Origin of the sequence: Lentzea sp. NPDC102401 (genome assembly GCF_044765805.1) — a bacterium.
In the GTDB taxonomy this organism is placed as follows: Bacteria; Actinomycetota; Actinomycetes; order Mycobacteriales; family Pseudonocardiaceae; genus Lentzea; species Lentzea sokolovensis.
Map to the genome: position 1 here is coordinate 368,419 of NZ_JBIWKS010000008.1, position 25,916 is coordinate 394,334.

The 25,916-nt window shown below is 67.1% G+C and carries 25 protein-coding genes and 2 pseudogenes; 13 read left to right on the top strand and 14 right to left on the bottom strand.

The window, feature by feature from the left end; translation table 11 throughout:
• The first annotated feature begins 57 nt into the window (after window positions 1-57).
• A complete protein-coding gene (locus ACIRG5_RS28215) occupies window positions 58-2,199 on the top strand; it encodes a tetratricopeptide repeat protein (protein ID WP_402909816.1) in 2,142 nt (713 codons plus the stop codon).
• Here ACIRG5_RS28215 and ACIRG5_RS28220 read toward each other — a convergent pair.
• The gene (locus tag ACIRG5_RS28220; RefSeq protein WP_402909818.1) at window positions 2,183-3,556 is read right to left on the bottom strand and encodes a hypothetical protein; all 1,374 of its coding nucleotides are present in this window, start codon (window positions 3,554-3,556) and stop codon (window positions 2,183-2,185) included. The genes ACIRG5_RS28215 and ACIRG5_RS28220 overlap by 17 nt on opposite strands.
• A gap of 554 nt (window positions 3,557-4,110) precedes the next feature.
• On the opposite strand from ACIRG5_RS28220, the gene ACIRG5_RS28225 reads away from it, so the two are divergent.
• Window positions 4,111-5,142, top strand: coding sequence for a glycosyltransferase (locus ACIRG5_RS28225; RefSeq protein WP_402909821.1), 1,032 nt, complete (start codon window positions 4,111-4,113; stop codon window positions 5,140-5,142).
• On the opposite strand, the gene ACIRG5_RS28230 is transcribed toward ACIRG5_RS28225, so the two are convergent.
• Window positions 5,105-5,614, bottom strand: a complete 510-nt coding sequence (locus ACIRG5_RS28230; protein WP_402909824.1) for a hypothetical protein — start codon at window positions 5,612-5,614, stop codon at window positions 5,105-5,107. The genes ACIRG5_RS28225 and ACIRG5_RS28230 overlap by 38 nt on opposite strands.
• Before the next feature lie 79 nt (window positions 5,615-5,693).
• Here ACIRG5_RS28230 and ACIRG5_RS28235 point away from each other — a divergent pair, with 79 nt between their 5' ends.
• Entirely contained in the window at window positions 5,694-7,628 is a 1,935-nt protein-coding gene (locus tag ACIRG5_RS28235) for an NB-ARC domain-containing protein (RefSeq protein ID WP_402909826.1), read from the top strand.
• Here the strand turns inward: ACIRG5_RS28235 and ACIRG5_RS28240 are convergent.
• From ACIRG5_RS28240 to ACIRG5_RS28260, 5 genes and pseudogenes are all read right to left on the bottom strand, one after another.
• Entirely contained in the window at window positions 7,615-9,318 is a 1,704-nt protein-coding gene (locus ACIRG5_RS28240) for a hypothetical protein (RefSeq protein ID WP_402909829.1), read from the bottom strand. The genes ACIRG5_RS28235 and ACIRG5_RS28240 overlap by 14 nt on opposite strands.
• Window positions 9,319-9,645: 327 nt before the next feature.
• A complete protein-coding gene (locus ACIRG5_RS28245) occupies window positions 9,646-9,768 on the bottom strand; it encodes an ANTAR domain-containing protein (RefSeq protein ID WP_402909971.1) in 123 nt (40 codons plus the stop codon).
• Between the two features lie 181 nt (window positions 9,769-9,949).
• Window positions 9,950-10,234, bottom strand: a pseudogene (locus ACIRG5_RS28250) (hypothetical protein); the annotation flags it as partial.
• Window positions 10,231-10,434, bottom strand: a complete 204-nt coding sequence (locus tag ACIRG5_RS28255) for a hypothetical protein (protein ID WP_402909832.1) — start codon at window positions 10,432-10,434, stop codon at window positions 10,231-10,233. The pseudogene ACIRG5_RS28250 and the gene ACIRG5_RS28255, both read right to left, overlap by 4 nt.
• 645 nt (window positions 10,435-11,079) lie before the next feature.
• The gene (locus ACIRG5_RS28260) at window positions 11,080-11,289 is read right to left on the bottom strand and encodes a CsbD family protein (RefSeq protein ID WP_402909834.1); all 210 of its coding nucleotides are present in this window, start codon (window positions 11,287-11,289) and stop codon (window positions 11,080-11,082) included.
• 456 nt (window positions 11,290-11,745) lie between these two features.
• On the opposite strand from ACIRG5_RS28260, the gene ACIRG5_RS28265 reads away from it, so the two are divergent.
• From ACIRG5_RS28265 to ACIRG5_RS28290, 6 genes are read left to right on the top strand one after another with little or no spacing between them, the layout of a single operon-like run.
• Window positions 11,746-12,222, top strand: coding sequence for an Asp23/Gls24 family envelope stress response protein (locus ACIRG5_RS28265; protein ID WP_319984957.1), 477 nt, complete (start codon window positions 11,746-11,748; stop codon window positions 12,220-12,222).
• Window positions 12,219-12,569: a hypothetical protein gene (locus ACIRG5_RS28270; RefSeq protein WP_402909838.1), complete on the top strand. Its 351-nt coding sequence runs from the start codon at window positions 12,219-12,221 to the stop codon at window positions 12,567-12,569. The genes ACIRG5_RS28265 and ACIRG5_RS28270 overlap by 4 nt, the downstream gene beginning before the upstream one ends.
• Window positions 12,566-12,742: a hypothetical protein gene (locus ACIRG5_RS28275; RefSeq protein ID WP_402909841.1), complete on the top strand. Its 177-nt coding sequence runs from the start codon at window positions 12,566-12,568 to the stop codon at window positions 12,740-12,742. Before ACIRG5_RS28270 ends, ACIRG5_RS28275 begins: the two co-directional genes overlap by 4 nt.
• A 5-nt stretch (window positions 12,743-12,747) precedes the next feature.
• Window positions 12,748-13,179 (top strand): Asp23/Gls24 family envelope stress response protein, encoded by a 432-nt coding sequence (locus ACIRG5_RS28280; RefSeq protein WP_402909844.1) that lies wholly within the window; start codon window positions 12,748-12,750, stop codon window positions 13,177-13,179.
• Window positions 13,176-13,703 (top strand): DUF6286 domain-containing protein, encoded by a 528-nt coding sequence (locus tag ACIRG5_RS28285; protein WP_402909847.1) that lies wholly within the window; start codon window positions 13,176-13,178, stop codon window positions 13,701-13,703. Before ACIRG5_RS28280 ends, ACIRG5_RS28285 begins: the two co-directional genes overlap by 4 nt.
• Window positions 13,700-14,266, top strand: a complete 567-nt coding sequence (locus tag ACIRG5_RS28290; protein ID WP_402909849.1) for an alkaline shock response membrane anchor protein AmaP — start codon at window positions 13,700-13,702, stop codon at window positions 14,264-14,266. Before ACIRG5_RS28285 ends, ACIRG5_RS28290 begins: the two co-directional genes overlap by 4 nt.
• Before the next feature lie 264 nt (window positions 14,267-14,530).
• On the opposite strand, the gene ACIRG5_RS28295 is transcribed toward ACIRG5_RS28290, so the two are convergent.
• On the bottom strand, window positions 14,531-14,758 hold the full coding sequence (locus ACIRG5_RS28295; RefSeq protein ID WP_402909852.1) for a hypothetical protein: 228 nt from the start codon (window positions 14,756-14,758) through the stop codon (window positions 14,531-14,533).
• A 361-nt stretch (window positions 14,759-15,119) separates the two neighbouring features.
• On the opposite strand from ACIRG5_RS28295, the pseudogene ACIRG5_RS28300 reads away from it, so the two are divergent.
• Window positions 15,120-15,380, top strand: a pseudogene (locus tag ACIRG5_RS28300) (transposase); the annotation flags it as partial.
• A gap of 91 nt (window positions 15,381-15,471) precedes the next feature.
• On the opposite strand, the gene istB reads toward ACIRG5_RS28300, so the two are convergent.
• Both istB and istA read right to left on the bottom strand, forming a co-directional pair.
• Window positions 15,472-16,605: an IS21-like element helper ATPase IstB gene (istB, locus tag ACIRG5_RS28305; protein ID WP_402909854.1), complete on the bottom strand. Its 1,134-nt coding sequence runs from the start codon at window positions 16,603-16,605 to the stop codon at window positions 15,472-15,474.
• Between the two features lie 5 nt (window positions 16,606-16,610).
• On the bottom strand, window positions 16,611-17,966 hold the full coding sequence (gene istA, locus ACIRG5_RS28310; protein WP_402909857.1) for an IS21 family transposase: 1,356 nt from the start codon (window positions 17,964-17,966) through the stop codon (window positions 16,611-16,613).
• A 100-nt stretch (window positions 17,967-18,066) separates the two neighbouring features.
• On the opposite strand from istA, the gene ACIRG5_RS28315 reads away from it, so the two are divergent.
• Window positions 18,067-19,068, top strand: coding sequence for a transposase (locus ACIRG5_RS28315; RefSeq protein WP_402909974.1), 1,002 nt, complete (start codon window positions 18,067-18,069; stop codon window positions 19,066-19,068).
• Window positions 19,069-19,180: 112 nt separating this feature from the next.
• Here ACIRG5_RS28315 and ACIRG5_RS28320 read toward each other — a convergent pair whose 3' ends face one another.
• The 3 genes from ACIRG5_RS28320 to ACIRG5_RS28330 all read right to left on the bottom strand — a co-directional run bounded on the left by ACIRG5_RS28320 (window position 19,181) and on the right by ACIRG5_RS28330 (window position 21,452).
• A complete protein-coding gene (locus ACIRG5_RS28320) occupies window positions 19,181-19,429 on the bottom strand; it encodes a hypothetical protein (protein WP_402909860.1) in 249 nt (82 codons plus the stop codon).
• Window positions 19,430-19,780: 351 nt separating this feature from the next.
• Window positions 19,781-21,055, bottom strand: a complete 1,275-nt coding sequence (locus ACIRG5_RS28325; RefSeq protein ID WP_402909863.1) for a hypothetical protein — start codon at window positions 21,053-21,055, stop codon at window positions 19,781-19,783.
• Window positions 20,988-21,452, bottom strand: a complete 465-nt coding sequence (locus ACIRG5_RS28330; RefSeq protein ID WP_402909866.1) for a hypothetical protein — start codon at window positions 21,450-21,452, stop codon at window positions 20,988-20,990. Before ACIRG5_RS28330 ends, ACIRG5_RS28325 begins: the two co-directional genes overlap by 68 nt.
• Window positions 21,453-21,710: 258 nt before the next feature.
• Here ACIRG5_RS28330 and ACIRG5_RS28335 point away from each other — a divergent pair, with 258 nt between their 5' ends.
• A complete protein-coding gene (locus ACIRG5_RS28335) occupies window positions 21,711-23,708 on the top strand; it encodes a tetratricopeptide repeat protein (protein WP_402909869.1) in 1,998 nt (665 codons plus the stop codon).
• A gap of 12 nt (window positions 23,709-23,720) precedes the next feature.
• On the top strand, window positions 23,721-25,079 hold the full coding sequence (locus ACIRG5_RS28340; RefSeq protein ID WP_402909872.1) for a hypothetical protein: 1,359 nt from the start codon (window positions 23,721-23,723) through the stop codon (window positions 25,077-25,079).
• A gap of 6 nt (window positions 25,080-25,085) precedes the next feature.
• Here the strand turns inward: ACIRG5_RS28340 and ACIRG5_RS28345 are convergent, their stop codons facing one another.
• Complete coding sequence (locus tag ACIRG5_RS28345) at window positions 25,086-25,757, bottom strand: hypothetical protein (RefSeq protein WP_402909875.1); 672 nt, start codon at window positions 25,755-25,757, stop codon at window positions 25,086-25,088.
• Between the last annotated feature and the right edge of the window lie 159 nt (window positions 25,758-25,916).

Sequence of the window (25,916 nt, forward strand, 5' to 3'; positions counted from 1 at the left end):
GACTTGCTGGATGGCGTAGCGTGGCCTCTTGATCACGGTTGGCGAGAGTGGGGTCGGATGGGGCAGCAGGACTCGCGTCGGTCCAACGATGCGCTCGACGTCCAGAACGTGCTCTCAGGTGTCACCGGTTCGGCTGTGCAGGCCGGGTCTGTCACCGGCGACATCGTCATCAACCAGCATCCTCCGGCGCCGAGGCTCGTGGTGCCGGACCAGGTGCCGCGGACGACTCCGCGCTTCGTCAACCGGGTCCACGAGATGACGCTGATGGACTCGGTGGCGACGGGAGACGGCAGTTCGCCGCAGATTCTCCTCGTCAGCGGCATGGCGGGGGTCGGAAAAAGCGAGACCGTCCGGAAGTGGGTGGCGCGGCAGCGCGAGGCCTTTCCCGACGGACGCTTGTACGTAGATCTCGCTATGCTGCGCACACAGGACGGCACCGCTGTGGGAGACGGACTTGCCGACTGCCTGCGCGCGTTGGGGGTGGACGAGGCGCAGATCCCGTCGACTCTGGCCGGCCGCTCCAGCCTCTTCCGCACGAAGATGGCCGACTGCCGTCGTGTGGTGGTGCTCGACGACGTCACTGAACCGAGCCACGTCGCACCCTTCGTGCCTGGAGCGGGCGGCAGCGTCGTTGTCGTCACCAGCAACAGCAAGCTCGTCGAGCTGACTCTCGATGGCGCGACGGTGGTGGAACTCGCGCCGCTGACGGCAGGTGAGGGTGTGCAGCTGCTGTCGGGGCTGTGCGGGGACGGGCGGATCGAGGCGGATCCGCAGGCGTCCGCTGTCCTGGCGTCGGCGTGCGCCGGGCTGCCTGTCGCCCTGCGCGTCGCGGCGGCGCGGCTGCTGGCCCGCCGGCATCTGACGGTGGCGGCACTGGCCGCGGAGTTGGTGAACGAGGAGCGGCGGCTGGCTGGGTTGTCCGTGGGAGGAGAACAGGTCGTGTCCGTCGTGTTCGACAACTCCTATCGTGCCCTCGACCCGGATGCGGCCGCCCTGTACCGAGTGCTGGGTCTGTTGCCGTTCCCGCACATCGCTTTCGATCTCGTTCCCGAGCTGGTGGGCACGAGCGCCGAGCGAGCACGAGAACTGCTCGACACGCTGGTCGAGGCCAACCTCCTGGACGAACGAGTTGCAGACTGGTTCTCCTTTCACGACCTCGTGCGGTTGCACGCGCGGGAGTGCGCTTTGCGAGAGGAGCCGCCGAGCCGTCAGACCGAGGTACTGGATCAGGCGCTTCGGCACTACCTGCCGCGGTTGTGCCACGCCGACCAAGCCGTGATGGGGAATCGGTTGCGCGTCGCCGATCACCTGGCGCTCACTGACGGCACGAGCAACCCGTATCCGGAAGGCGATGCGGGCAAGCGGCAGGCGATCGACTGGATGGTCGCGGAACGCGCCAACCTGCTGGCCCTGCTCCGCTGGGCGGAGCGTGAGGGGCGCGATGATCCGGTGTGGCAGCTCGCCGAGGCGTTGACGGCGCTGTACCTCAACCGTCGCTACGTCGATGATTGGACGGAGTCGGCGGAGGCTGGGGCTTTCGCCGCACGGCGAGCGAACAATCCCGCCGCTGAGGCCCGGCTGCGCAGCGTGGTGTCCCGGGCGTACACCGATCTCGACGATCACGACCGCGCCGGGCAGGAACTGCGCCTCGCCCAGGAACAGGCCGACCGGGCGGGTGACGCCCTGCTGTCGGCCTCGGTGTGGGAGTTCACCGGCCGCCATCTCGACCAGACGGATCCCGCCGCGGCTGTCGGCGCCTACCAGCGCGCGATGGAAGGCAGCCGGATCGCGGGTTCGGACAGAGGCGTCGCGCTGGCGATGCTCTTTCTCGCGCGAGCCCTGCACGCGGCGGGCGAGCACGTCCAGGCCCTTGCCACGATGCAGCAGGCTCACGTGGCCTTGGAGGCGGTGGGCGACTCGCGCATGGCCGGTCGTGCCTTGATCGGCCTCGGTTCCCTGCGTCATGAGGCCGGGCAGCTCCGTGAGGCTCAGTCCGACCTGGAACGCGCGGTCAGCTGGTTCACCGCGGCGGGGATCACGCAGTACGAGGCCGAAGCGCGCCTGGCGTTGGTGGATGTGCTCGGTGACACCGCGGCGGCCGTGCCGCATCTTGAGCGGGTGGTGGAGATCCGCCTCGCGCAGGGCGCCGACGTCAGCTGGCTGAGGGCGGCGTTGCAGCGGATCACCGGGACACCGTGACCGTGCCGCTTCGGGTGCCCGCCCGCAGCTCGAACTCATCGGGAATGACAGTCCCGGCGGCCACGAAGGTGTAGAGCGCGGACGTGAGCAGCCCCGCGTCGCGCAGTGTCTCCGGCGCGTGCAGACTCAGGCGCCGACCGTCGCGGATCATGATGTCGCACCCGCCTGTGGTGGCGTGCCCGGCCATGCGGCAGCCTGGGAACCGCTCGAGAGTGGACGTCAGCCAGTCGTCGATCCGGTCGTCGGCGTGCACCTCGCCGCGCACGATGGTTGCGGCATCGGCGAACCGGCGCAGATTGCGCTCGCGCACGTCGATGCCGACGTGGCGGAGTGCCGCAGAGTGTGGCCGGTGGCTGCTTGCCTGAACGGGGAAGCGGTTCAGCTCGACCGTTGCTCCATCGTGGACTATCCCGGTGATCTCGAAGGCATGCACTCGCGGCAAGGTTTCGCGCGGATCAGGACATCTCAACGACGGCTGTCGATAGTCCGGTTCGGACAGACCCAGAGCGTCGTAACACCAAGCGCGCAACACTTCCAGTGCCCGGCCGGGCAACGCGAAAAGGGCGTCCGCCACGAGTTCGGCCTTCTCCGTCTCATGCTCCGCGATAGCGGCGTCCACTTGTCCGCGCAGGTCGACATCGGGATCCAACCTGCGCGCGGTGCGTCCCAGCTCCGCCATCGGCGTTCCGTCGACCACCTCGTCGCCGAACGCGGCCAGTATCAGCGGACGGCCGGAAGCCGCGGCGTACAGGCTGAGCGAGCCGTGATCACCGAGTACGACATCCGATGCGATCATCGCCGCGTGCCAGCCTTGCGTGGGGTCCACGAGCAACAGGCCGGACTTCAGCGCGGTGTCCAGGATCCGGCGCACCTCCCACGCTCCGTGCCAGGTCCACACGTTGGGATGGGCCACCGCAGCCACCCGGTACTCGTCTGCCGGTAGCTCGCGCAGTAGCCGTTCCGCCAGATCCGGGCGGGCGCCGAGCAGAGACTGCCCACCCCAGGTGGACGTGAGCAGCACCAGCCGCTGCCTGCCGGCGAGCCCGAGCCGGTCCCGATAGTGGTCACGCAGCCAGGCACTGCCGGTGAGCAGGTCGAAGCTGGTGTCGCCGCCGAGGACAGTCCGGCCGACCGCTTCGGGAAGGAGGGAGGTGAGATGTCGCTCCTGGTCGGGATGGGTGATCAGGATCCGGGTGTTGTCCTGCCGCAGCACTTCCGGGGCGACCACACCGGACACCCTGGTCTCCGAGGAGTCCACGTCAGGAACGTGCTTGTGGAAGCCCACCCCGTGGGGCAGAACGAGAATCGGAACACGGCTGGCAGGCTCGAAGTCGATTTTCTCGCTGGCCGCCAGCACCAGATCGCAGTCGATCCCCTGGGCCTCCTCCCACGGGATGGCGTGTGCCGGTAGTCCGCGGATCAGCTCAACAGCGCCGTAAGAGAACCGCGAACGCGTGTCCACAGTGAACAGAACCTGCACGCGGTGATCGCCTGCGAACACCGGAAGTGCTTCCAGCAAGCGGATCGCTGAGGTGAGAGTGCGTGCCACGACGAGCACACGGCTTTGTGGGCGCAACGTCCCCCACCGGACGGCTTCCGGGCTTCCGGGCTTCCGGGCTTCCGGGCTTCCGGGCTTCCGGGCTTCCGGGCTTCCGGGCTGATTCTTCAAATCCTAGCCCGTCTGACGCCGTCACCGAGGTTTCAGTGCAGCGGGTCACGCACATCTCACTCGATAGTGGCACGACTTCGGATCATAGCGAAGTCGCATCCCAGGCCTGCTCGTCGCAGCAGAGGAGGCATGGCGAAGGGTCAGCAACTCCGGCACCTGAACGTGTCGCCGGCCGACTGACACGTCGCACGCGCCACGCGACCGCTGGTGAGGTCTGCGGAACTGTCTGATAGTCATGATCTATGAGCCGGTACCTGTTCGTGCCGTTCCCGGCGCACGGTCACGTCAATCCGATGCTGCCGGTCGTGGCCGAGCTCGCGGCACGGGGAGCTGACGTGCGCGTCGCCGTGCCGAGCGAATTCGTCGAGGTGGTGCGGCGTTCGGGTACCGGCGTCGTAGAGTTGCCGGTGGAGTTCGAGGTGTACGTGCCGGACCGGGCTTTTCCGTTGGATGGTCCGAGGTGGTTCCGCGCCCGGACACGCAGGTGGTCGGCCAGGAAAGCTTCAGCTGACGTGCTGCGGAAGGAGCTTGGTGCCAGACCGGCGGATCTCGTCGTCGTGGACACCATGGCCTCGTGGGCGGGTCGGGTTGCCAAGAGTCTTGTGCTACCGCAAGCGTCGTTCAGCACGACGTTCACGCGGCGCCGTGTGAACGTCGTGAACGCGATGCCTGAGCTGCAGCCCGGTCAAGGTCAGCTCGTGGGTCCGTTGATCCGCGCGTGCGACACGGTCGAGTGCGAGTTGCCCTGGAAGCGCATTCGCGAGTCGAGGACGTTGTTGGTGTCGCCGGGCACGGTGTTCGCCAGGAAGCCGGAGTTCTTCCGCTGGATCGCGGATGCGTTCGCAGGGTCGGACTGGCTGGTGGTGGCCGCGAGCGGGCCGGTAGCCCTTGGCGAGCTGGGAGCGTTGCCAGAGAACGTGATCGTACGCCGGAAGGTGCCGCAGCTGGCGGTTCTTGCTCACGCGCAGGCGTTCGTCACGCACGGCGGGATGAACTCGGTGCTGGAGTCGTTGGCCGCCGGGGTACCGATGTTGCTCGCGCCGAGGTCGCGGGAGCAGCGCGCGACCAGCCGCCGGCTCCGCCGCCTCGGAGTCGGCGTCGAGCTCGCGCTGACGGAAGTCCGGCAGCAGGTCGAGCGGGTCAGCGGCGACCTGGCGGTTCAGGTCGCTCTCGGGCGGTTCCGAGGTCTCGCCGACACGGGCTTTGCCGGTGTGGTGGCCGACTTCCTGCAAGGACTCACGGCGGAGGCTCCAGGGGCGAGAACTTCGCTTTGACGTCGAGGTCTGCGCGGACAGCGTGGAGTAGGTCCTGCACGGCGTCGGTGAAGTCCTGTGCGGATTTGGAGTGGTCGGCGCGGAATCGTTCGGCGATCGCGTTGCCGTGACCGGCCTTGCTCTCGGCGCGGATCTTGGCGATGTGCTCGACGAGGCGTTCCGCCGCGGAGAGGGTCTTGGCGGCGCGTTCGGTGACGCGGCGAGGTGCGATGATCTCGAACTCGACGGTGAGCTGACGGATCGCGTCGAGCGGGTTGCCGGCAACGGGAGCGGCCGGCCAGACAGGAGCGCGTTGCAGCTCGCGGCATTCCTGGATGAAGTTGTTGTAGAGCTGGCGCTTCACCTCGGCCCAGCGGAAGGCGCTCTCCCGGCGGCGCGAAAGGAAGCTGATCCACATCGTGGCGAACAGAGTCAGCAGCACACCGGCGAACGTGATCACCGGCGTGCCCCACCAAGGCCCCGTGGAGTTCATGCTGGTCACCCTAGTTGTCGGCGACTGGGTGTCGTGATTCGGTCACTGTTCGAGTTCGATCATCGGTAGGCTCTCGCGCATGAGTGAGGGCCGGGTCGCACGCCTCCTGCCGCCGGACACCGTCGGGTTCCACGACCGCACGCCGCAGCTGCTGGACCTCCGCCGGCTGGTGATCGACGCCGGTGGACCGGTGCGCTGCCTGATCACCGGGCTGGCCGGCATCGGCAAGACGTGGTTCGCGATCCGCACTGCCCACGACCTCAGCTCCCGGTTTCAGGGCGCCCAGCTCTACTACGATCTGCGCGGCTCGACCGGGCACCCGGCCGATCCCTCGGACGTTCTGCGTCACTTCCTCACTCAGCTCGGTCTCGGCCACTCCGAGATTCCAGCTCATGAGGAAGAGCGGGCAACCGTCTTCCGCTCGCTGACCGCGAACACGCACGTGCTGGTCATGCTCGACGACGCCGACTCGGTTACCCAGGTCCGCAAGCTCCTGCCGTCGTCTCCGCACAGCCTGGTCCTCGTGACCAGCCGCAACCGTCTGGCCAACCTGCGCACCCGGCACGGCTTCCACCAGGTCGACCTCGGCGCGCTGGACACCGGCGACGCGCGCCACCTGCTCACCCGGTTCCTCGACCTGACCGGATCCGAAGCGGAGGAACGCGCGATCGCTCAGTTGCTCGACCTGTGCGCGGGTGTGCCGCTGTCGCTCAGCGTCGCGGCGGCCCGGCTGGACGGCCGCGGCACCCTGATCGACGTGGTCGTTGAGCAGATCCTCGCGGGCCGTTCGCTCGACCTCCTGGTGGACGACGATGACCTGGCGGTCGAGGCGATCTTCGACATGTCCTACGCCAGACTGAGCCCGGACGCCGCCGTGGCGTACCGGAGTCTCACTCTGCACCCCGGTCCGGACTTCGGGCTGCCCGCCGCGGCCGCACTTCTCGACGCGACACAGGGCAAGGCGTTGCAGCTGATCGACGAACTCGTCGAGGCGACCCTGCTGGAAGCCCGCGGCGGTGGCAGGTTCGGCTTTCACGAGGTGGTCCGCGAACACGCGCACCGCCTCGCACTCGACGAGGACTCTCCCGAAATCCGCCGCGCGATCCGTCTGCGCTCGGCGATGTGGTACCTGCGGCACCAAATCGCGCTGTGCAAGGCGATCGCTCCACGGTGGACAGTCAGCGCGTTGTTCGACGAGATCGAGAAGGCATCTCCGGATGAAGCTTCGGTAGAGCTGGAACGCGAGTACTCCAACGTGATGCGCGCTTTCGCCGTGCTCGACGAACTATGCGCGGACGAGCTGCTGCCGGCGTTCTGCGAGGCGGTGCAATCGTGGCAGTACAACACCCGCCGCTCCGACGATGTGATGGCGGTGGCCTCTGCAGCGCTGGCCGCCGCGCAGCGGCTCGGCGATCAGCGGGCCGAGATGCGGGTGCGCAACCTGCTCGGCACCGGCTACGAGCTCGCCGGGGCGTTCGAGAAGGCCCTGGAGCAGTTCGAGACCTCGCTGGATCTGGCCCGCCGGCTCGGGCACGTGCTGGGCGAGCAGAGCGCGCTGGAGTGGATCGGACTCGTGTACGGCGGGCAGGGCGTTCTCGCCCAGGCGATCCCGCACCTGCGCCAGTCCGCCGAGGTGGCCGAACACATCGCTGATCCCGTGCAGCGCGAGCGCGCGCTGACGCTGCACAAGATGCACGTGGAGCGATTGCTCAACCGTGCTTCCGGAACCTCGATCGCCGATCTCGCCGGACTTTCCGGCTATTTCCGGGACAACGGTGAACACGTCAACGAAGCGCGAATCCTGACGCGCATCGCAACCGCCCACCGCGCTCAAGGCCAGGCCGGACCTGCCGTGCTCGCATGGAAGCAAGCGGCCGCCGCCTTCGCTCGTGGTGGCGCCGTAGCACTGCAGGCGGAGGCACTCCGGCAGCTCGCGGACGTGGAAGACGAACTCGGCGAGCACGACTCCGCAGCCGCACACCGCGCCGACGCGGATCGCCTCACCAGACCCTGACGGTCACATGGTCGCTGCGCTGTCCAACATGGACGGTGATGCCCGTCGCGAGGTCGCTTAGGCTCCTGCCGCTGGACATCCACTCGTACGCGACGGAGGCGTAGACGTCAGGCGCGAGACCAACGAACTCGGCGTGCTGCCCGTCGTCGGTCCTGAGCAACGTGCGGTCGCTGCTGACGACCGCGATGATCTCGCAGGTGGCCCTCGTGCCCGAGAGCCACTGCTCGGCAGGCTCGTCGAGCTCGGCCTCGTAGCAGAAGAGCACGTCTGCGTTCGACCTCAGCGCCCGGCCTGGATGATCGATGTGGCTGACCAGGTGGTGGTCGTCGGTGACCGCGGGAAACAGGGCATGCGCCTGCACCTCGGCCGGATATCGGACGACCCGCGCACCCCCCGAACCGAACTCGACTCTCACCCTGGCAGTGGTCGGCCTCGGCGGCGTAGCGGGCAGTCCGTCGAGCGGAATCGGTGGCAGGATCGGCTCTCCGGCCGGTTCCGGCAGCCCTAGAACGCGGTAGAACACGCTGCGCAGCAGACGTACAGATTCCAGCGGTTCGGACGTCACCAAGTCGGTGACCGCCTGGAACTTCTCCACGCTGTGCCGGCTGATCGCCTCGTCGATCTGCTCGCGCAAGGGGCGTCGGTTGTCCAGCCTGGGTGCGATCCTGCCGAGCGCGTCGACCGGCGAGCCCGCGGCGACGTTGTCCGATGGGAACGCCGCCAGCAGCGTGGGCCGGCCGAGCGCGGCGCCGTAGCAGGTGGTGGCGCCGTTGTCGCCGATCACGCAGTCAGCCGCGATCAACGCCGCCCGCCAGCCCTCGAGCGGTGGGATGAGCGTGAGCCCGGCTCGCACGCTGTCCGCCAACCAGGTGCGCACCTGCCACGAACCATGTCCCTGCCAGATGTTCGGGTGCACGATCGCGGCCAGCTGGTACTCGTCGACCGGGAGTTCCGCGAGCAGTTGCCGTGTCAGGTCAGGCCACGTTCCGAGAAGCGAATCAGGAGACCAGGTCGACGACAGGACGATCAGCTTCCGGTCGCCGATGGCTCCGAACGCGCGTCGATAGCGGTTGCGCCGATCGAGACTGGCCAGCATGCGGTCGTAGCACGGGTCCCCAGCGATGACCGCGGTGTCCGCGGCCTCCGCGGCGATGGCTTCGAGGCGGGCGAGCTGCTCCGGGTGCGACAGCACGAGGGCCTCGGCGATCGGCTTGCCGTTGTAGAGCACCCATTGCGGCGAAAGGCCGAAGGTTTCCGGTTTCCGGTTTCCGGTTTCCGGTTTCCGGTTTCCGGTTTCCGGTTTCCGGTTTCCGGTTTCCGGTTTCCGGTTTCCGGGTGAATTTTTAGTATATCCGATTCCGTGCGAAAGAATGACCAAGGGTGCGTTCGTGTCGGTGAGTCCGCCGTGATGGCTCGCCGTGATCGCGAGGTCGAACCGCGTCCGGATCGCTTGGTCCCATGGCATGACGACGATCCCGAGTTCGTCGAACGCTTCCTTCAGTCCCCGGTGAAATGGGTCCGTTCCGCTCCAGCTCGCTACGACCTGCACGCGGAAGTCCGAGTCGAATGCCGGCAGCACGTCCAGCAGACGGGTCATCGTCGTGATGTTGTGGCCGATCACGAGCACCGTGCGCTCAGGGGCGACCGTCACCCAGTGCTCCGACCCCACGCCGACCGGCACGTCGATCATCGGACCGTCCACCACGCTCGCGACTCGCTCTCTCGGCGTCGATCAACTTTCTACATGGCAAGACGGTAGCTGATCAGCCGAGGTGTCGAGCAGGTCGCCCGCAGACAGCAAGACCCCGTCGGCGCTGAAGGTGAACGTCGACATCGAGCACAGCTACCGCGCGGGGACATCGCATTTGCTGCACAGCCTCCGGTGGGGTCTCGAGTATCACTAGCCATCACGGCACGTTGACGAATGCCACTTCGTGTTTCCTCGAGCAGGCCGCCAGGCTGAGGGATCTCGGCGCCGGCGTTGCGGTGCCGATCAGCGCATCGTTTGGTGCGTTCTTCAGGTGTTGGTGACGGATTCGAGCAGTTTCCCGGCCACGATGCGGAGCTTGGTGTTCTCGTGCCGGGATCGTTCCACGAGCATGGCGAAGGCTTCGTCGGCCGAGCAGCTGTGCACCGCCATCAGCACGCCTTTCGCCTGGTCGATGACACCGCGTGACACCAGTGCCTGTTCCAGTTGTTCGACCCGCTCGCGCAGGCCTTGCCATCGTTGTGCGCCGCTGATCGTGGCTGATGCCGCGGGTGGTAAACAGCCGCATGAGGCCTTCGTCGAACGGGTCGAAGGCGGACGCCGTGTAGCTGTAGATGTTGAGCGAGCCGATGTGCTGCTCCTCGGTTCCGTCCGTCGCCGGCAGCATCACGGGAACGGACAGGTAGGCGCGTACTCCGTGTTCGGCTGCGGCGGCGTCGAACTCAGGCCATTCGTGGTTTTGCCGGCCGACGACCGCACGCACGGCCTTGCGGGTGCGTGCGGACTCCAGGCATGGGCCGCGGTTGGCGCTGTACTGCTTTTCGTCGACCTCGACGAGACGGGCGTCCGTGGCGGCCGCGGTGCGCGGCTTCTCCAGCGTCCTGATGGAGACGGTCACAGCGTCCGCGTCGGGTGTCGCTTTGGCGCTGTCTCGGCCAACTGCTGCAGCGCGTCGTCCAGTGGCTCCTCGCCGGTGATGGCGTCGCGCAGCGCGGCCAGCGCGTCGGTGGTCTCGTCGAGGCGCTCCAGGGCATCGCGGTGATCGTGGTTCTGCGACTGGGCGGATGACGGCTGGAATGCGCGCGTCTCGTTTGTCATCTCCGCAGCACTCCTTCGCGGTCAACGGGGAGTCTGCGGCGCCGACCGCTTGGTGACGCGCGCCAGCGAATGATACGGCTGCCGGTCGCACTATGGCGGGGCTTGCCGAGGCGACCTCGGGGAGTCGCAACCGGGCCGGCGGCGGGTAGCTGGTTTGCTCAACATCCCGCGCCGACTCCGGCCGGGACCACTGGAAGCGGTCCTACCGTGCGTGCACGCGCATGCACGACTTTCCATCAGTACCCGAACTGTTCCTGGCGCACTCCTCCGGCGAAGTTCTGATGAGCCCTTCTCGGCTTGTTCCGCGTTGCGAGGGGCGGGGCGAGGAGTGAGCCTGCGCGCAGGTCGTGTTGCCGATGTTCGCGGGCCTCGAACCCTCATGCCACCTAATCGGCAGCGCGGAGCTCGGCTGCACCGGTTCCCCGAGTAGCGGGCGCTACTGGCGGAGCAGCCTCGCCTGTGGCTGGACAAGGCGGGCCCCATGACTGCGCGGTTGTTCTCAGAGCGCTGGAGCGAGGCCTGAGATCGAGGTGGTGTGCCGATCCGGTAAATGGCCGCCAGGCCGCTGCTCCGATCTTGGTTGCCCAGGATGTGGCCTGACGACGATGGGCGGGTGTCCCGTCAGTGGTCCACCCGCCCATCGGGTCAGTCCTTGTGGAGGGCTGCTTTGACCTTTTCGGCGGCGGTGCCCAGTGCGTCCTTGACGTCCTCGACGACGTCCTTGACCGCGGCCTTGGCCTGGTCGGCGATGCCCTCCCCGCGCAGTTCGTCGTCGCCTGTCACTTCACCTGCGGTTTCCTTTACCTTGCCGCCGAGGTCCTCGGCCTTGTTGCTGATTTTGTCGCTGAGCGACATCGTGGTTTCCTCCTGGGTCTGGTCGTCCGATGGGCTGCTGATTCCATGGAACATCGGACTCGGGTCGAGGGCACGGGATTTACCGCAGGTTCACTCTGGCCCGTGACCAGAATCCCTGCCGACCCCGCCGAGGTGACGCAGGGCAATTGCCAGGCAGGTCTAATCGCCACTATTGAGGCGAGTTCGGGTGGTGATCGCTCACCGCGTGGTTACTACGGGCGGCTCCTCGCGATGGTAATCACGCAGTCTTCAACCCACCCACCTAGAAGCCTATCCTCGTGACTTCGCGCGCAGTACGTGAATTCCTTTTGGAAACGCCGCGCCGTTTCGTCGGGTTCACTCGATCGGCTGGGGTCGGCGTCGGCGTCGAGCGGGATCACGATTCTGGTGGTGGCCTGAATAAGGGGTGCGCGTCGCGCACCGAGATTGCCCGAATCGTCTTTTGGAGGGACGGCAATGTCCGAGTCAACTGTGACCGCCTCGAAGTCCAGCGGGTACAGCGCACCGGCCCAGAGGTCGGGAAGCGGCAAGGCGGATCTGGTCACCAGCCACGGCACGACGTCGATCGCCGATGGTGTGGTGCAGAAGATCGCCGGTCTCTCGGCGCGGGAGGTGCCAGGTGTGCACGGGCTCGGCGGCGGCGCGGCGCGCGCGTTCTCGGCGATCCGGGAGCGGATCCCCGGCGCGACCGCGTCGGCGGGCCAGGGCGTCTCGGTCGAGGTCGGCGAGAAGCAGGCGGCGGTGGATCTCCAGATCGTCGTCGAGTACGGGGTCGCGATCACCGACGTGGCGCAGGCCATCCGCCGCAACGTAATCGGCGCGGTCGAACGGATGACCGGCCTGGAGGTCGTGGAGGTCAACATCGACGTGCAGGACCTGCACATCCCGTCCGACGACGAGGACGAGCCCACCGACAACGGCCGGGTCAAGTGAGCCCGGATCCCGACGCCGCACGGATCGCCGCCGCCGTGCGGGCTCTACCCGAGGTGGTAGGCCTGCACGGTGGGCGGTTCGGTGAGGTGGCGACGTTCACGCCGCCGCACCGGACCGTCGGGGTTCGGGTGCGCGAGGACGAAGTGACGGTCGGCGTGGTAGTCGGCTACCCGTTCGCCGCCGGTCAGGTCGCGGAGGCTGTCCGTGGCGCTGTCGGCGCGGCGGGTGTGCCGGTGCACGTGGTGATCGGCGACCTGGTCGAACCGGGGCTGCCACACGACGAGCACACGGGTGGTGCGCTGCGGGAGCCGCCCGTAGCAGGTGATCTCGCGGAGGTGACGTCATGAGCAGGACGCAGATGGGCTTGCTGATAGGTGTGTTGCTGGGGCTGGCGGCCGCAGTGGGCGGGTTCGGGGCGTTCGCCGCGACCGTCGTCTTCGGAGCGGTGGGTCTGCTGGTGGGTCGTTACCTGGACGGCAAGCTCGACCTGTCCCAGCTCGTCGGCCGCGATCGGGGCTGACGATCGTGACCGCAACGATCCCCGCTCTGCTCACGGCGATGCCGCAGCGCGACAGTGGACCCCGAGAAGTCGCCGATGCCTCCGAACGCGGTGCGCTGTGGATCTCGGAGGAGGTCGTGGCGCGTGTCGCCGGCCACGCGGTTCGCGAGGTCGACGGTGTCGGTGGTGCCGACGGCCAGGTGCTGGGAGTCAGCCTGGGCGGGAAGACTCCCGCCCCCGCCGCGAAGGTCTCCGCGCACGTCGCGGGCGACACCGCGACGTTGACCGTGCGGCTGTCGCTGACCTATCCCGCGCCGGTCGCCCGCACGGTGCAACGCGTGCGTGAGCACGTGGTCCGCCGGGTGGGCGAGCTGACCGGGCTGTCGGTCACTCGCGTCGACATCGTCGTGACCGCACTGCACAACGCCACCGGCACCCGACGCAGGAGGGTCGAGTGAAACGACGTCCCAGCCGAACCATCCCGGCCACGGTCACCGCGCTGATCCTGCTCGCGGCAGCGGTGCTCATCGCGGTCGTGGCGATCCAGATGCTCCTACAAGAACCAGCATGGGTGAACTACGACGCGGTCGCCGGCTACGTGCACGGACTCCGATGGACCGACACAGCCGTGGCCGCTGCTGGTGGTGTTGTCGCCGTGCTGGGCCTGCTGCTGGCGTTCGCGGCCGTGGTGCCAGGCGTGCCGACAGTGCTGCCGATGCAGGGCACGCCGAACTCCGGTGCGTCCAGCCGCGGCCTGCGCTCCACGCTGCGCGCCGCAGCCTCCACAGTGGACGGGGTCAGCGGCGCAACCGTCGCCCTTAACGGACGACGGGTGAAGGTCCACGTGAACACCGGCCGCACCCGCCCAGAAGGACTGGCCGACGCGGTCCGCGCCGCGGTCGCACGCCGCCTTGACCAGATTGCTCCCGTCGCCCGGCCCGCCGTGTCGGTGCGCGTCCACTCATCAAGGAAAGCGTCGTGACCGCCCCCCGTCGCCCTGCGCGGCTCAACCGCACAACGCTGGCCACGATCGGTGTCGCACTGCTCGCAGTGGGCGGGTTCACGCTCGCCACCCACTTCCGCGTTCTGCACCTCGTCGACCCCAGCGCACCCGTCGTCCCCGGTGTCGATCCGCCGCCGACCGGGGCGCTGTACGCCACAGCCGGCGCGGCGGTCCTGGTCGGCCTGCTGGCGCTGCATTGGCTGCTCGCACAAGTCGTTCGCGGCCCCCGTTCACCGACCTGGCGTGAAGACACCGACCTCGGCCACACAGAACTCTCCGCAAGCACGGCCGTCGCGCCGCTTGCCGAAGAGCTACGCGGCTATCCCGGAGTACACGACGCCCGCGCCACGCTCACCGGACCGCGCGACGCCCCGGAACTCGCACTGATCATCGTGATCGGGCAGAACACAGATCCCGCCGCCGTCCGCCACCAGCTAGAGGACGAGGGCTTGCCCCGACTACGCCAGGCACTCGAGCTGGACACGGTTCCCACTGATATCGAGTTCCGCTTCGCCACCGTCACGACACGCAGCCTCCGCTGACCACGCCAGAGACGGGCGGGCGGCTGTGCCGGGAGTCGGATCCGAAGCCTGTGTTCGCGCACCTGGCCCGCCAACTCGGTATGCATCACGAGGCGTTGCGTACTGGATTCGCCAGGATGAGGCCGACCGCGGTGGCCTCAGCGTATGTTCGGAGCGTCGGCGCGGGCGGTCAACGTCGGATTTGAACGCGGGCTGGCGACACCTGTGAGCCGTCAGTCCAGCGGGCGGCAACGCGGACTCAGCTCCGGTGGGCGAGGGTTGCGCTTAGCTGGTGTAGTCCGGGATCACGCGTTGCGTCAGCTGTGGCAGGTTGAACACGAGGCCGAGCGCGATCATCGCGATCATGACGATGCCTGTGGTGATGCGGATGCCGACTGTGGACAGCGCGGCGGGCAGCGGGGCGCCGTCTTGATCGGCGTGCTTGGTGTGGCGGATCACTGAGCAGGCGTTGCCGCCGGCGCCGGAGGTGCAGTAGTCGTCCGCGGGCGGCATGTCTCAGTGTCTGAGGGGGCAGCAGCTGTGATCCCCGGTGATCCCGGTCAGACGGTGGTGGTGATCGCGATCCTGGCCGGAGTGGAGCCTTGGTAGCTACAGGTGCGGTGTTGAGCTATGCGAGGCCGATGCCTGGTCGCTGGCGAGATGCGCCACGATTGCGGGCAGCAGCCACCGGTGGGTGAGCACTGGGTTAGAGCGGGTTTGTGAGTCCTTCCCGAGACGCGTGCGCTCGCTGGTGGTTGGGGATGAGCGACCGCTAAGGGATGTCGTGCCCACCTGGCGCTGGTGTGAGCACATCACCAATACCTGCCGGCGTTCTCCCGCTGATCGCTGTCGCTGAGGTGTGGAGGTGTGTGCCGTGTTGTTCGTTGGTGATGACTGGGCTGAAGGTCATCACGACATCGAGATCATGGACGGGCACGGCAAGAAGCTGTGCGGTACGCGATTGCCTGAAGGCGTCGCGGGCATCCAGCAGCTGCACGCGTTGATCGCTGACCACGCTGACGGCGGGCCGGACAAGGTACTGGTCGCGATCGAGACTGATCGCGGGCCGTGGGTGACAGCGCTGGTGGCTGCGGGCTATCGAGTGTTCGCTGTCAACCCGCGCCAGGCCGCCCGGTTGATGGGGCTCTGCGAAAGTCCTCAGGGGTACTCGCTGAAATTCCCCAGCTGAGAAGTGCAGCATAACCGTTGTCAGCGGCGAAATGCGGTCACTCCATCGGGGGCAGTGATCGGGATCTGCGGACGTGCCATTTCGGGCGTGGTGAGCAGTGCGACGATGCTGACCGGGCCGCCGCAATGCGGGCAGTCTCGTTGCGCCGCGAGCTGCGGCAGCGGCGCGGGCGGTGGTGCAGAGGCAGCCGCCGAAGACGGCGGCCCGAAGGCCCTGACCAGGCTGCTGATGCGTTCGACCTCGCGGCGGGCCGCGGCGGTGCGTTTGCATTCCCGTGAGCAGTAGACGCCGGTCTTGGCTTGACGTCCGGTCGCGATGAACGCTTCCCAGCAGATCGGGCAAGTCTTGGTAGTGGTGTTAGGAGACACGCGTTCACCGCCTTCCGCAGTTTGTCCGAAGTGGACTGATGTGATCGCAAGCGGTAGGACGGGCCGTTGATACCGACCACCGTCGCCCGATGCAGGAGCCGGTCCAGCATAGCCGCGGCGACCGTCGCATCACCGAAAGCTGTTGCCCAGTCAGCAATCCCGACGTTGGTCGTCAGAATCGTGGATGACTTCAGGTAGCGTTGATTGATCACCTGGAACAGTGCCGACGCCCCGTCGCCGGGCAGCGGCAAGTAGCCAAGTTCGTCAATCACCAGGAGCTTCGGGCCGGCGAAGAACCGCATGCAGGTCGCCCACCGTCCCTCGACCGCGGCCTTGTGGCAGCGGGCGGCGAGGTCTGCGGCGGTGGTGAAGTAGACCCGGTGCCCGGCTTCGGCCGCGCCGCGCGCCAGCGCGGTGGTCAGCATCGTTTTCCCGACCCCTGGCGGGCCGACGAACAGAACATTTGAGGCGTCGTCGAGGAAACGCAGCGTGGCGAGGTCGCGGATCAGCTTCTCGTCGACCCCAGGTTGTGCGGCGAAGTCGAAATCCGACAACGTCCATGGATCCGGCAGGCATGCGAACCGCAACCGTCCGGCGAGGCGGCGGGCTTCGGTGGCGTTGACCTCGATCTCCAGCAGCCGCTCGAGCGCGGCGGTCATGGACAGGTTCTCGTGCCGGACCTCATCGAGGACTCGCGGTAGCGCTTCGGCGGCGTTGTCGAGTTTGAGGTAGGAGAAGTGCGCGCGAAGTTGTTGGTAGCGTCGAGCTTCGCTCATCTGCGGTGCGGATTCGTTGACAGACAACAGGTTCAACCTTCCCTGGATTCATCGGTGGGTGCCCTGTCAAGCCGAGCGGCGGTGGCCGCGTAGGCGGACAGGTCAATCACGACGTGGGCCGCGGGCCCCGTCGCGGGTAGGCCGCGCAGTCGTGCAGCTTCGGCCAACGCCGCCGCCGAGGGCGGCCGACGGGTCTTGTGGGTGCAGGGCCGCTCACTGGTGAACGCGCCCAACACGGCTTTTTCCAACGCGGCAACGTGTCCGTCGTCGCGGATCACCCGCCCGGCGCCATCGAGGGCGCGGTGGTGCACCGCAACGGTCGAGCCGCCGGCGGTGACGATGCGCAGGGTGTCCGCGCCGAGCCGGTGACGGACATGAGCAGCGGCGCCGCCCAGCCCCGGCGGGACGGAGTAATGGTTGCCACGAAAGGAAACGAGCGCTTGTGGAGTCACGGTTCGGGTCACGTCGAACTCGGCCGGAAACGCCACCAGCGGCGGCGGTCGCAGCGCCTCGTCGGCGGCCAATGCGGCGACAGTGGTGGGTTCGCCGTCGCGGACCCGGCGGCGGTCGTCAAGCTTGATCGCGAGGCGGTCCAAGCCCGCTTGCGCCTCGGCGACGGAGGCATCGTCGGCGACGGTGCGCCACCATCGCTGCGCAGCCGAGTGATTCGCCTTCTCCACAACACCTTTGCGGTTTCCCCGACGTGGCGGGCACACGACCGAACGGACCCCGTAATGCTTGGCGGCCTGGGCAAACGCCGCAGTCAATCGGCCCGTGGATGGGTAGCAGACGGTCGCCATGCGGTCGAAGCGCCAGTCGTGGGCGGTGCCGCCGAGTTTGCGCACGACGATGTCGAGGGCTTCGATGAGATGCGGGAAGTCTTCGGCGTCGGCGAGGACACCACGCCACCGGCCCGAATACGCCAGCGCGCCGACGAGCAGGTGCGCGTGCCGTCCGGCGCCCCAAGCCGCTGGTGGGTTCGGCAGCTCTACCCAGTCGAACTGGGTTTCCTCGCCCGGCGGGTGGGCGATGGCCGCGACGTCGCGGCCGCGGGACACTTGGCAGGGTTCGCAGTGTGGGCGCAGTTGGTGGCGGCGCAGCGCGCGGGTGAACGTCGAGTAGCCGCCGGGATAGCCCAGGTCGGTGAGCTCGTCGAGCAGGGTCGAGGCCCAGACATGCGGATCGTCGGCCAGGCGGGTCCGGCAGTAGGCGACGTACGGCTCGAACGGGTCCGGGCCTGCGGGTTTGCGCCGGCCGGGTTCGGTGTCGCCGGAGAGGTAGCTACGGATCGTTTTGCGGTCACGTCCGAGATGTCGTGCGATGGCCGAGATCGACCAGCCTTGATCGCGCAGTGCCTGCGCTTCCACGTTTTCCTCCAGCGAGAGCATCCACCCTCCAGCGACGATCCACGGCGATCAACACCGAAACCGTCACCCGAGGGCCGTTGACCAGCGCAAACGACGCGCCGACAAGACACCCAGCTGGGGAATTTCAGAGAGCAGGAGTGAGGAATTTCAGAGAGCGCCATCACGGTTCCGGGAACGGTTCGCGATGTCCGGAGCCAAGAGCGATGCTGCGGACGCGCACGCGTTGGCGGACATGGTGCGCACGGACTCACACCAGCTGCGTCAAGTGGCGGGCGACAGCGAGTTGTCTGAGGCGATCAAGCTGCTCGCCCGCACGCACCAGACCTTGATCTGGGACCGTCAACGACAGGTCGCTCGCCTGCGCGCGCAGCTACGCGACTTCTTTCCCGCAGCGCTGGCCGCGTTCGGCGAAGAGCTCGCCGCGCGGGAGGCGTTGGACCTGCTCAAGCGAGCACCGGATCCGGACGCTGCGGCAAAGCTCTCTCGATCGGAGGTTCTGACCGTGCTGAAACGGGCGGGCCGAAAGCGACTCGTTGACGAGCGCGCCGAGCGGGTTCACGCGGGACTGAGCTCAGAGCAGCTTCGCCTGCCCGCAGTCCTGCAGCGTGCCTACGCCACCACCGTCCGCTCGATCGTGGGAGTGATCGCTGCGCTTGTCGAGCAGATCAACGCCATCGAGTCCGAGTTGGTGAAACGGCTTGATCAGCACCCGGATGCGCAGACCTACATGTCGCAACCCGGTATGGGTGAGATCGTGAGCGGCAGGGTGCTGGGTGAGTTCGGTGATGACCGCACCCGCTATGCCGAGGCAAAGGCCCGGAAGAACTATGCCGGCACCAGCCCGGTCACGATCGCGTCAGGCCGTAGGAGCACGGTCAACGCCCGACGCGTCCGCAACACACGGCTGATCGACGCGCTGATGCGCCAGGCCATGTGCGCCCTGCGAAGTTCACCAGGTGCGCGGGCGTACTACGACCGGCAACGTGCTCGAGGTGTGCCGTACAACGCCGCCCTGCGGCACGTCGCCAACCGGCTCGTCGGCATCCTCCACGGCTGCCTCGCCACCCGCACCACCTACGACGAAGCCACCGCCTGGGCCCATCAGGTCGTGCGGGCCGCCTAACTTCCAGGGATGTCTCGGGCTACTACTGGCGACGCGTTACCTAGCACTGCACGGCGCGTCGGTGGAGGATCTCCGGCCGCTGCGCAGGTTCACCTTGTTCGTCAGCGCGGTCTCACTGGCGCTGAACGTCGTCGAGCCAGTGCTGTCGGGTAACTACGGCAAGGCGGCGTTCGATGCGGTGGGGCCGATGCTGTTGATCGGCTGGGCTGAGATCGGGCCGCAAGTCTTGCAAGCGCTCGCTCGGATCGAGATACCTGTAACGCCTTCTGTTGAGCGGCGACAGAGTGATGGCCAACGCGAGCCAGTTGCTGCGCGGGCAGATGATGATCTCTCTCGTGCGCGCCGAGCTGATGCTCGGCATTGGTCTGAGCATCGCCGGCCTATATCGGCTGATGCCCTTCGTCGAGAACTGGAGATCGGAGCTGATCGAGCTCGTGAGCTCGTGGAGGTTGTTCGGAGCGAGGTTGCAGCCAAGGTGTGCGCAGCTGTGTAGACGGCCTGGACGCGCTCCGACGCTCCTGGCCTCACGTTTAGGCGGTTGACATCGTGGTCGTTGTTCTCGCAATGCTGGGCCGAGCTGTCGCCGGTCGAGGTTCTCGAATGACTCAGCACCTACTTCCTGTTCTGCGCGGGGCCGCCGTACGGCGTTGCCCACCGGCGGGACAGGAGCTGACATCGTCGGGCGGGAGGTCGCAGTCCGATCAATGCCCGCTCACAGGCAGGTGACGATCGTTGTCGTGATCTCGTAGCGTGCACCGCCGAGGAAGAGGTCGATGTGTTCGGGCAGCGAACAGAGCGGTTTGCCCGCAGCGATCCACGCGACGGCTGTCGAGGCCAGGGCGAAGCCGGACACGCTTGAGCAGTCGAGCTGAACGCGGTGCCCGTCGCGGGTTCCGGCGATCCATGAGCCGTCTATGGACAGCCTCGCCGCCACCATGGCGCCGGGCAGAGCCGCGAGTGTCTGGGTGATCCACGTCGTGGCGCCGCCGGGTTCTTCGTTCACGATGACGTCGGCCAGTTGCAGCGCAGTCTCGGAGGGCTCGTTCGTGCTCACGGCGAGGTGCGTGTTGGCGTTGGAAGGCCTGCCGCGCAGGAGGAGTTCAGCAGGCAGTCGGACGACGGTCGCTCGCACGGCGCCGTCCTCAAGTTCAAGGGCGACGTGGACTGATTGTGTGGCAGCGTTTCCTTCGGTCACCGCAGGTGCGGGTAGAGCTGTTGCTTCTGCAGGGGCGTCCGGTTCCACAAGGTTCAACAGCCGGTAGAACTCGGTGCGCAACAGGGAATGAGATTTGAGGGGAGTCGCGGTGGTGAGTTCCGCGATCTCCTGCAAGCCACTGCTCAGGTTGTTCGCCAGCGCGGTCTCGATCTGAGGGCGTAGCGGATCCGTGCGATGAAGCCGCGGGGCCGCATCGAGGAACTTTCCGATCGCGGAGGCAGGGTCCACGGTGTCGTGCGGCGTTTCTGCGAGGAGGACGGGCCGGCCGAGTGACGCTCCGTAGAAGGTCACGGAGCCGTGGTCGCCGATGACGAGGTCCGCTGCGAGCAGACCAGCTCGCCAGCCTTCGTCTGCCGGAAACAAGATGACACCCGATCGTGTGCATGTCTCCAGCCAACGACGGATCTGCCAGGGAGAGTGGGCGGACCATGTGTTCGGGTGGAGTGCCACGGCGACTTGGTAGTCGTCCAGGGGGAGCTCGGCGCGCAGGCGCTGGACCAGGTCCGGCTGGCGGCCATACAGGGAGGCGGGGCCCCAAGTGGACGAGATGAGCACGAGTCGTTGAGCACCTCGGATCCCGAGAGCGTCGCGGTACAGGTCACGTAGGGGGATACTGGCCAGCATCCGGTCGAAGGCGGGATCGCCCGTGACGACCGCTACTTCGGCGGCCTGCGGGCAGGACAGCCGCAGCCGGTCGAGTTGCTCAGGATGGGAGAGCACGAGCGAGGTCGCGATGACCCTGCCGTCGTGAATGAGCCATTCCGGCGACATGCCGAATACCCGGTTTCCGGTTTCCGGTTTCCGGTTTCCGGTTTCCGGTTTCCGGTTTCCGGTTTCCGGTTTCCGGTTTCCGGTTTCCGGTTTCCGGTTTCCGGGGCAAGTATTTATTGTATCCCATTCCGTGCGGTAGTACGACTAGCGGCGCTTTCAACTCGTGCAGTGGTCCGCCGTGGCTCGCGGCGATGGCCAGGTCGAACGGAGTTTCGATCGCCTGCTCCCACGTGATCGGGGTTACCTCGCGTGCGGCGAGGTGCTCGGTGATCTGACCGTGGAACGGCGACGATTCAGGGCAGGTGAAGTGCACCTGGACGCGAGGATCGGTTGCCAGGATGGGCAGTACGTCGAAGAGTCGCGTGGCGGCGGTGACGTTGTGCACGACGGCCAGCACGACTCGATCCGCCCGGCGTGTCACCCAAGGCGAATTCGGGTCGAGTACTCCTGGTCGCTGCACGTTGAACACAAGCGGCGATCCTAACTCCGATCACACGCGGTGCGATGGGTGTGACGGAAGCGATAGGGTGCGGTCTTGGCCAATGCGCGTGCGGGGAGGCTCAGCGTGGAGGACGGGTACGACGTCGACAACCGGGTGAAAGGTTCTGTCGGGCACGTTGTCCAAACCGGGTCGATCGGGGTCATGAACCTGAACATGGATCGGTTCTCCCTCCCGGTTCCCGCTCAGCTGCCCAGACCCATCGGCACGCTGGTCAACCAGAAGCACGTGCTGTCCGCGCTCGACGATGTCCTGGAGCGGCTCGACGACAAGCCCGAGATCGTGGTGCTCGCCGGCGCGCGCGGCAGCGGCAAGTCCACGGCGGCCGTCTACTGGCTGCAGCACCACGACGAACGCTTTCCCGACGGGCAGCTGCGCGCCGACCTGGGCGCGTGGGCCGATCACGCAACGGCGCCCTCCGAGGTGCTCCTCGGTTTCATCACGTCTCTCGGCGTCAAGCAGGCGGACGTCCCCGCTGACCTGGAGTCGCGGGTGAACCTGTTCCGCTCGCTCACCAGGGGCCGGTCGCTGCAGATCCTGCTGGACGACGCGGTCACCGCTTCGCAGGTCAGGTCCCTGCTGCCAGGCACTGGGCGTTCGATGGTGGTCGTGACCGGTCAAGGCGGCTTCGGGGCACTCGCCGAGAACGATGCGACGTTCATCGGCGTCGAGCCTCTCGAGGACGAGATGGCTGTCGAGCTGCTCAGGGCGTTCGCCGGCGACCGCGTCGACGTCGAACCCGATGCGAGGGCCGCGGTCGTCGAGTTGTGCGGGGGCCGGGCAGTCGCGCTGAGCGTGGTGGGCCGGGTGCTGCGTGAAGCGCCGGATCTGCTGATCAGCGAACTGCTGGAGGAACTGGAGTTCAGCGGTGGCATCACGCGCGTGACCGTCGATGGTGAACCGGCAATCGCCGCGGTCCTCGACGCCGGGTACCGCCGTCTGAGCGAACCGGCGCAACGCGTCTACCGGACGCTCGGACTTCACCCCGGTGCGGAGGGCGCGTCCACTGCGGCCCTGGCGGCAGTGCTGAAGATGCCCGAACCGAAGCTGCGGCCGATCCTGCGCGAGCTCGTGGACGGCAAGCGCATGGTTGACAAGATCGACGGACGGTTCCGCCTCGACGCCTTGGTGCGTGAGCACGCCAGGAACGTCGCCGCCGACGTCGATGGTTCCGACGTCTGCGAACTGAGGAAGCGAGTGTTCGTCGCCTGGTACGTCAAGGGCGCGCTGGCGGCCGACGCCGCGCTACAACCGGCGCGGCCATGGGTGCGCGGCTTGTTCCCGGACGTTGTCGTGGACACCGGCCATCCGGCGAATCGCCAACCGCGCGAGTGGATGCTCGCTGAACGCGGCACGCTGCGGGCAGTGGCGGAGCTCGCGGACACCCTCGGCGAGCTGGAGTCGTTGCAGCGCTTGTGCGTGGCGCAGTGGTGGCTCTACGAGTCCGAGAAGTGCTCCGACGACCTCGTCGCCACCCACGTCCTGGGCGTCCAGGCCGCCGAGCATCTCGGGAACCTCGCCGTGAAGGCGCTCCTGTTGGTGCAGCAGGGATACGCGGAACGGACTCGGTCGCGGTTCGACGAGGCGGCTCGGCTGCTCGCGCAGGGAGAGGCCCTTGCGCGGGCGCAGGGCAGCGCGGAGCTGGCGGCGACGGCGGTCGAAGGAGCCGGACTTGCCCTGTTCGACCGCGACGACCTCGCCGGCGCACGGCGCCTGCTCAACCAGAACGTCGAGCTCGCCGAGCGCATCGGCGACACGCGCAGGACGTCCCTGGCGTACATGCACGCCGCCAAACCGGCCGAGCCAGTGGAAGCGTTGCGGCTGCTTGCCGAAGCACAAACCGGATTCCGCGCCTCGGGTCAACCAGAACAGCACAACCTCGGCAAGGTACTGCTCTGGCAGGGACGCAAGTTCGGCGAACAGGGCGACCTGAGCGAGGCCAAGTCGCACCTCGACCGCGCGCTGGCGTTGATGGCCGAGATCGGCCGTGAGTTCGACCGCGCCCAGGTCCTCGACGCACTCGGAGACGTCCACCTCGCCACCGACCCGTCGGCGGCCCGCCAGTACTACGCGCAAGCAACGCAGATCTACGAGAAGAGCGGCCGCCTGGTCGCCGCCGCGAGATCGCACCAGCGCGCCTCTCAAGCCAGCTGAAGGGGACCGAAGATGCGTGTGGCACTGAACCCGAAGCAGCTCGCCGTTCTGAAATGGATCAGCGATGGCTGCGCGGACGGTGTCTACGAAGGAACGGCACACCGGCTGGTCGCTCGCGCCCTGCACAACCGCGGCTTGGTCACGATCAAAGGCCACGGCGCGTCGTGGTCGGCGCAGACAACCAGTGGCGGCAACCACTACCTCGAACACGGCGTGTACCCCGAAGCCGACGCCAACGAGAACGGCGGACCGGCAAAAGCCACTCGCCCGGCCAAAGCACGCAAGCACGGACCGGTCGACGAGCTCATGACCTCGCTCGCGGAAGCTCCGGACCAGCGGCTGGTCGTGCCCTACGCCGAAGCCGGCAGATATCGCAGACTCGCCGGGATCGCGAAGAACCTCGAACGGATGCCGGACGGCCTCCGTATCACCTTCGGACACGAGAACGAAGACGACGGACCGAAGCTGACGCTCACCCTGGAACCGTTGCCCGACTGGCAGACGAAGGTGCTCGATCCACTGCACGTCGGACACGAGTTACCGGAGCCGAGCGACATCGTGCGCACCCTGAAGGAGAAAGAGAACTTCCAAGTCGTCGGAGACCCGCGAGAGCGTGCTTTCCGTTTGCTCGACGCGCTCGTGGTCGGCGCACGCGAAGCCGGAATGGCGGTGGCGGTCGGACAGCAGGCCCGAGGTGGGTACGGAGCGGCCTATCGCGTGCAAAACGAGGTCGTGTTCAGCCTCGGTCAGGACAGCTTCCAGCTTCGCTTCACCCAGGCCATGCTGCAACGCCCCCATGAACCGACGGAGCAGGAACTCGCCAGGGCACGCCGAGGTCACCTGTTCCCCGACTTCGACGAGGTTCCGGACGACCACCTCGGCATCGTTCTGGACGGACCAGGCGGGCAGTTCTGGGCGAGCAGGTGGAAGGACACCAGCGATCACCGGCTGGAGGACGACCTGCCCCAGATGCTGGAGGAAATGAGGCTGCGCCACGGAAGTCTGACCGACCTGCGCCAGAAGCAGTACGAACGAGAACTACAAGAAGAGCAAGCACGAGTCGAACGTCAGCAGCGCCTGCAGATCGCACGTCAACGCGCCGCGGTGGCCCACCGAGAGCACATGATCGACGAAGAGGCTCGCGATCAGTCACGGCGATGGCACGAGGCGAGCCAGATGCGGGCCTACGCGGCAGAGGTCCGTCGCTTGACTTCAACACGAGAGCGGGACGCCCAGGAGCAGGCCCACGCTTGGGCGGACAGGATCCTTGCGGTGGCGGATGCCTTCGATCCACTTCCGGACAAAGCCGTTGCGCCGACGAATGTTCCGGCCCCTTCAGAGGTCGACCTCCAAAAGTTCATGAGGCTCTGAGCTGTCTCAGCCCCACCGGCGGCGGCGCGGAACCTCGATGTACCGCACGGGGATCTCTGATGGTTTCAACGGGCGGTCGACGACAGGCCGGAAGTTCCCAGGGGCGATGCGCTCTTCCTCGTGCACCTCAGCGATCACGTCGGCGAACCTGCTGTGGCCGTTCTCGCGCAACTGATCGACCAGCCGCGTAACGAGCAGATCGAGTCGCCTCACCTCTGCCTCCGCCGCGCCGAGTCGTTCCTGCAGGGACACCGCACGGTGACCGCACCAGCCGCGTAGGAGTTCATGCAGCGGGCGGACATGTTCCAGGTACGTGCTGTACATCCGTTCGGGGCTGATGGTCCAATCCTCCCCTCGACTGCTGGTGATAATGCTGCCGCGTTTGGTTGTCTCCCGATACTCCTGCTCTTCCTCGACCACGAGCGCGAGTATCGGCATCGGAGTCACCGTGCAGGCGAGCTCGGCGATCATCAGCGTGCCTTCCGGCGAAACGAACTCCTTCCCCTCCTCGCCGACGAGCGACTCAACGCGCGCGACCAGGTCCGTCACCGGTGAACCGATCAGCAATTCGAGCTTCGCTGGATCAGCGATCTCGGTGACGTAGTCGTCCCAGTGAGGATGTGCCACCTCCTCTGGAATAAGCGTTTCGAAGACGTGCGTCACCGCGGACTTCTCCACACTCGTCAGCTCGAAAGCGGCGATCCGCTGCCAGTTCGCCACGTTCTCGTCGTACTGGCGGACACCCGACCAGGGCCCTCGCAGTCGCCTCTCGGGAACATTCTCCCGCTTGCCGGCTCGTTCACCGTCGAGGAACTCGATCTCGTAGCGCGGATTCCG

Bases quoted from the DNA above. Each gene is read 5' to 3' on its own strand.
- ACIRG5_RS28215 (WP_402909816.1), top strand. From the start codon at position 58: ATGGGGCAGCAGGACTCGCGTCGGTCCAACGATGCGCTCGACGTCCAG.
- ACIRG5_RS28225 (WP_402909821.1), top strand. From the start codon at position 4,111: ATGAGCCGGTACCTGTTCGTGCCGTTCCCGGCGCACGGTCACGTCAAT.
- ACIRG5_RS28230 (WP_402909824.1), bottom strand. From the start codon at position 5,614: ATGAACTCCACGGGGCCTTGGTGGGGCACGCCGGTGATCACGTTCGCC.
- ACIRG5_RS28235 (WP_402909826.1), top strand. From the start codon at position 5,694: ATGAGTGAGGGCCGGGTCGCACGCCTCCTGCCGCCGGACACCGTCGGG.
- ACIRG5_RS28240 (WP_402909829.1), bottom strand. From the start codon at position 9,318: ATGATCGACGTGCCGGTCGGCGTGGGGTCGGAGCACTGGGTGACGGTC.
- ACIRG5_RS28245 (WP_402909971.1), bottom strand. From the start codon at position 9,768: ATGGCGGTGCACAGCTGCTCGGCCGACGAAGCCTTCGCCATGCTCGTG.
- ACIRG5_RS28255 (WP_402909832.1), bottom strand. From the start codon at position 10,434: ATGACAAACGAGACGCGCGCATTCCAGCCGTCATCCGCCCAGTCGCAG.
- ACIRG5_RS28260 (WP_402909834.1), bottom strand. From the start codon at position 11,289: ATGTCGCTCAGCGACAAAATCAGCAACAAGGCCGAGGACCTCGGCGGC.
- ACIRG5_RS28265 (WP_319984957.1), top strand. From the start codon at position 11,746: ATGTCCGAGTCAACTGTGACCGCCTCGAAGTCCAGCGGGTACAGCGCA.
- ACIRG5_RS28275 (WP_402909841.1), top strand. From the start codon at position 12,566: ATGAGCAGGACGCAGATGGGCTTGCTGATAGGTGTGTTGCTGGGGCTG.
- ACIRG5_RS28295 (WP_402909852.1), bottom strand. From the start codon at position 14,758: ATGCCGCCCGCGGACGACTACTGCACCTCCGGCGCCGGCGGCAACGCC.
- istA (WP_402909857.1), bottom strand. From the start codon at position 17,966: ATGCTCTCGCTGGAGGAAAACGTGGAAGCGCAGGCACTGCGCGATCAA.
- ACIRG5_RS28320 (WP_402909860.1), bottom strand. From the start codon at position 19,429: ATGCCGAGCATCAGCTCGGCGCGCACGAGAGAGATCATCATCTGCCCG.
- ACIRG5_RS28325 (WP_402909863.1), bottom strand. From the start codon at position 21,055: ATGTCGCCGGAATGGCTCATTCACGACGGCAGGGTCATCGCGACCTCG.
- ACIRG5_RS28335 (WP_402909869.1), top strand. From the start codon at position 21,711: ATGGATCGGTTCTCCCTCCCGGTTCCCGCTCAGCTGCCCAGACCCATC.
- ACIRG5_RS28340 (WP_402909872.1), top strand. From the start codon at position 23,721: ATGCGTGTGGCACTGAACCCGAAGCAGCTCGCCGTTCTGAAATGGATC.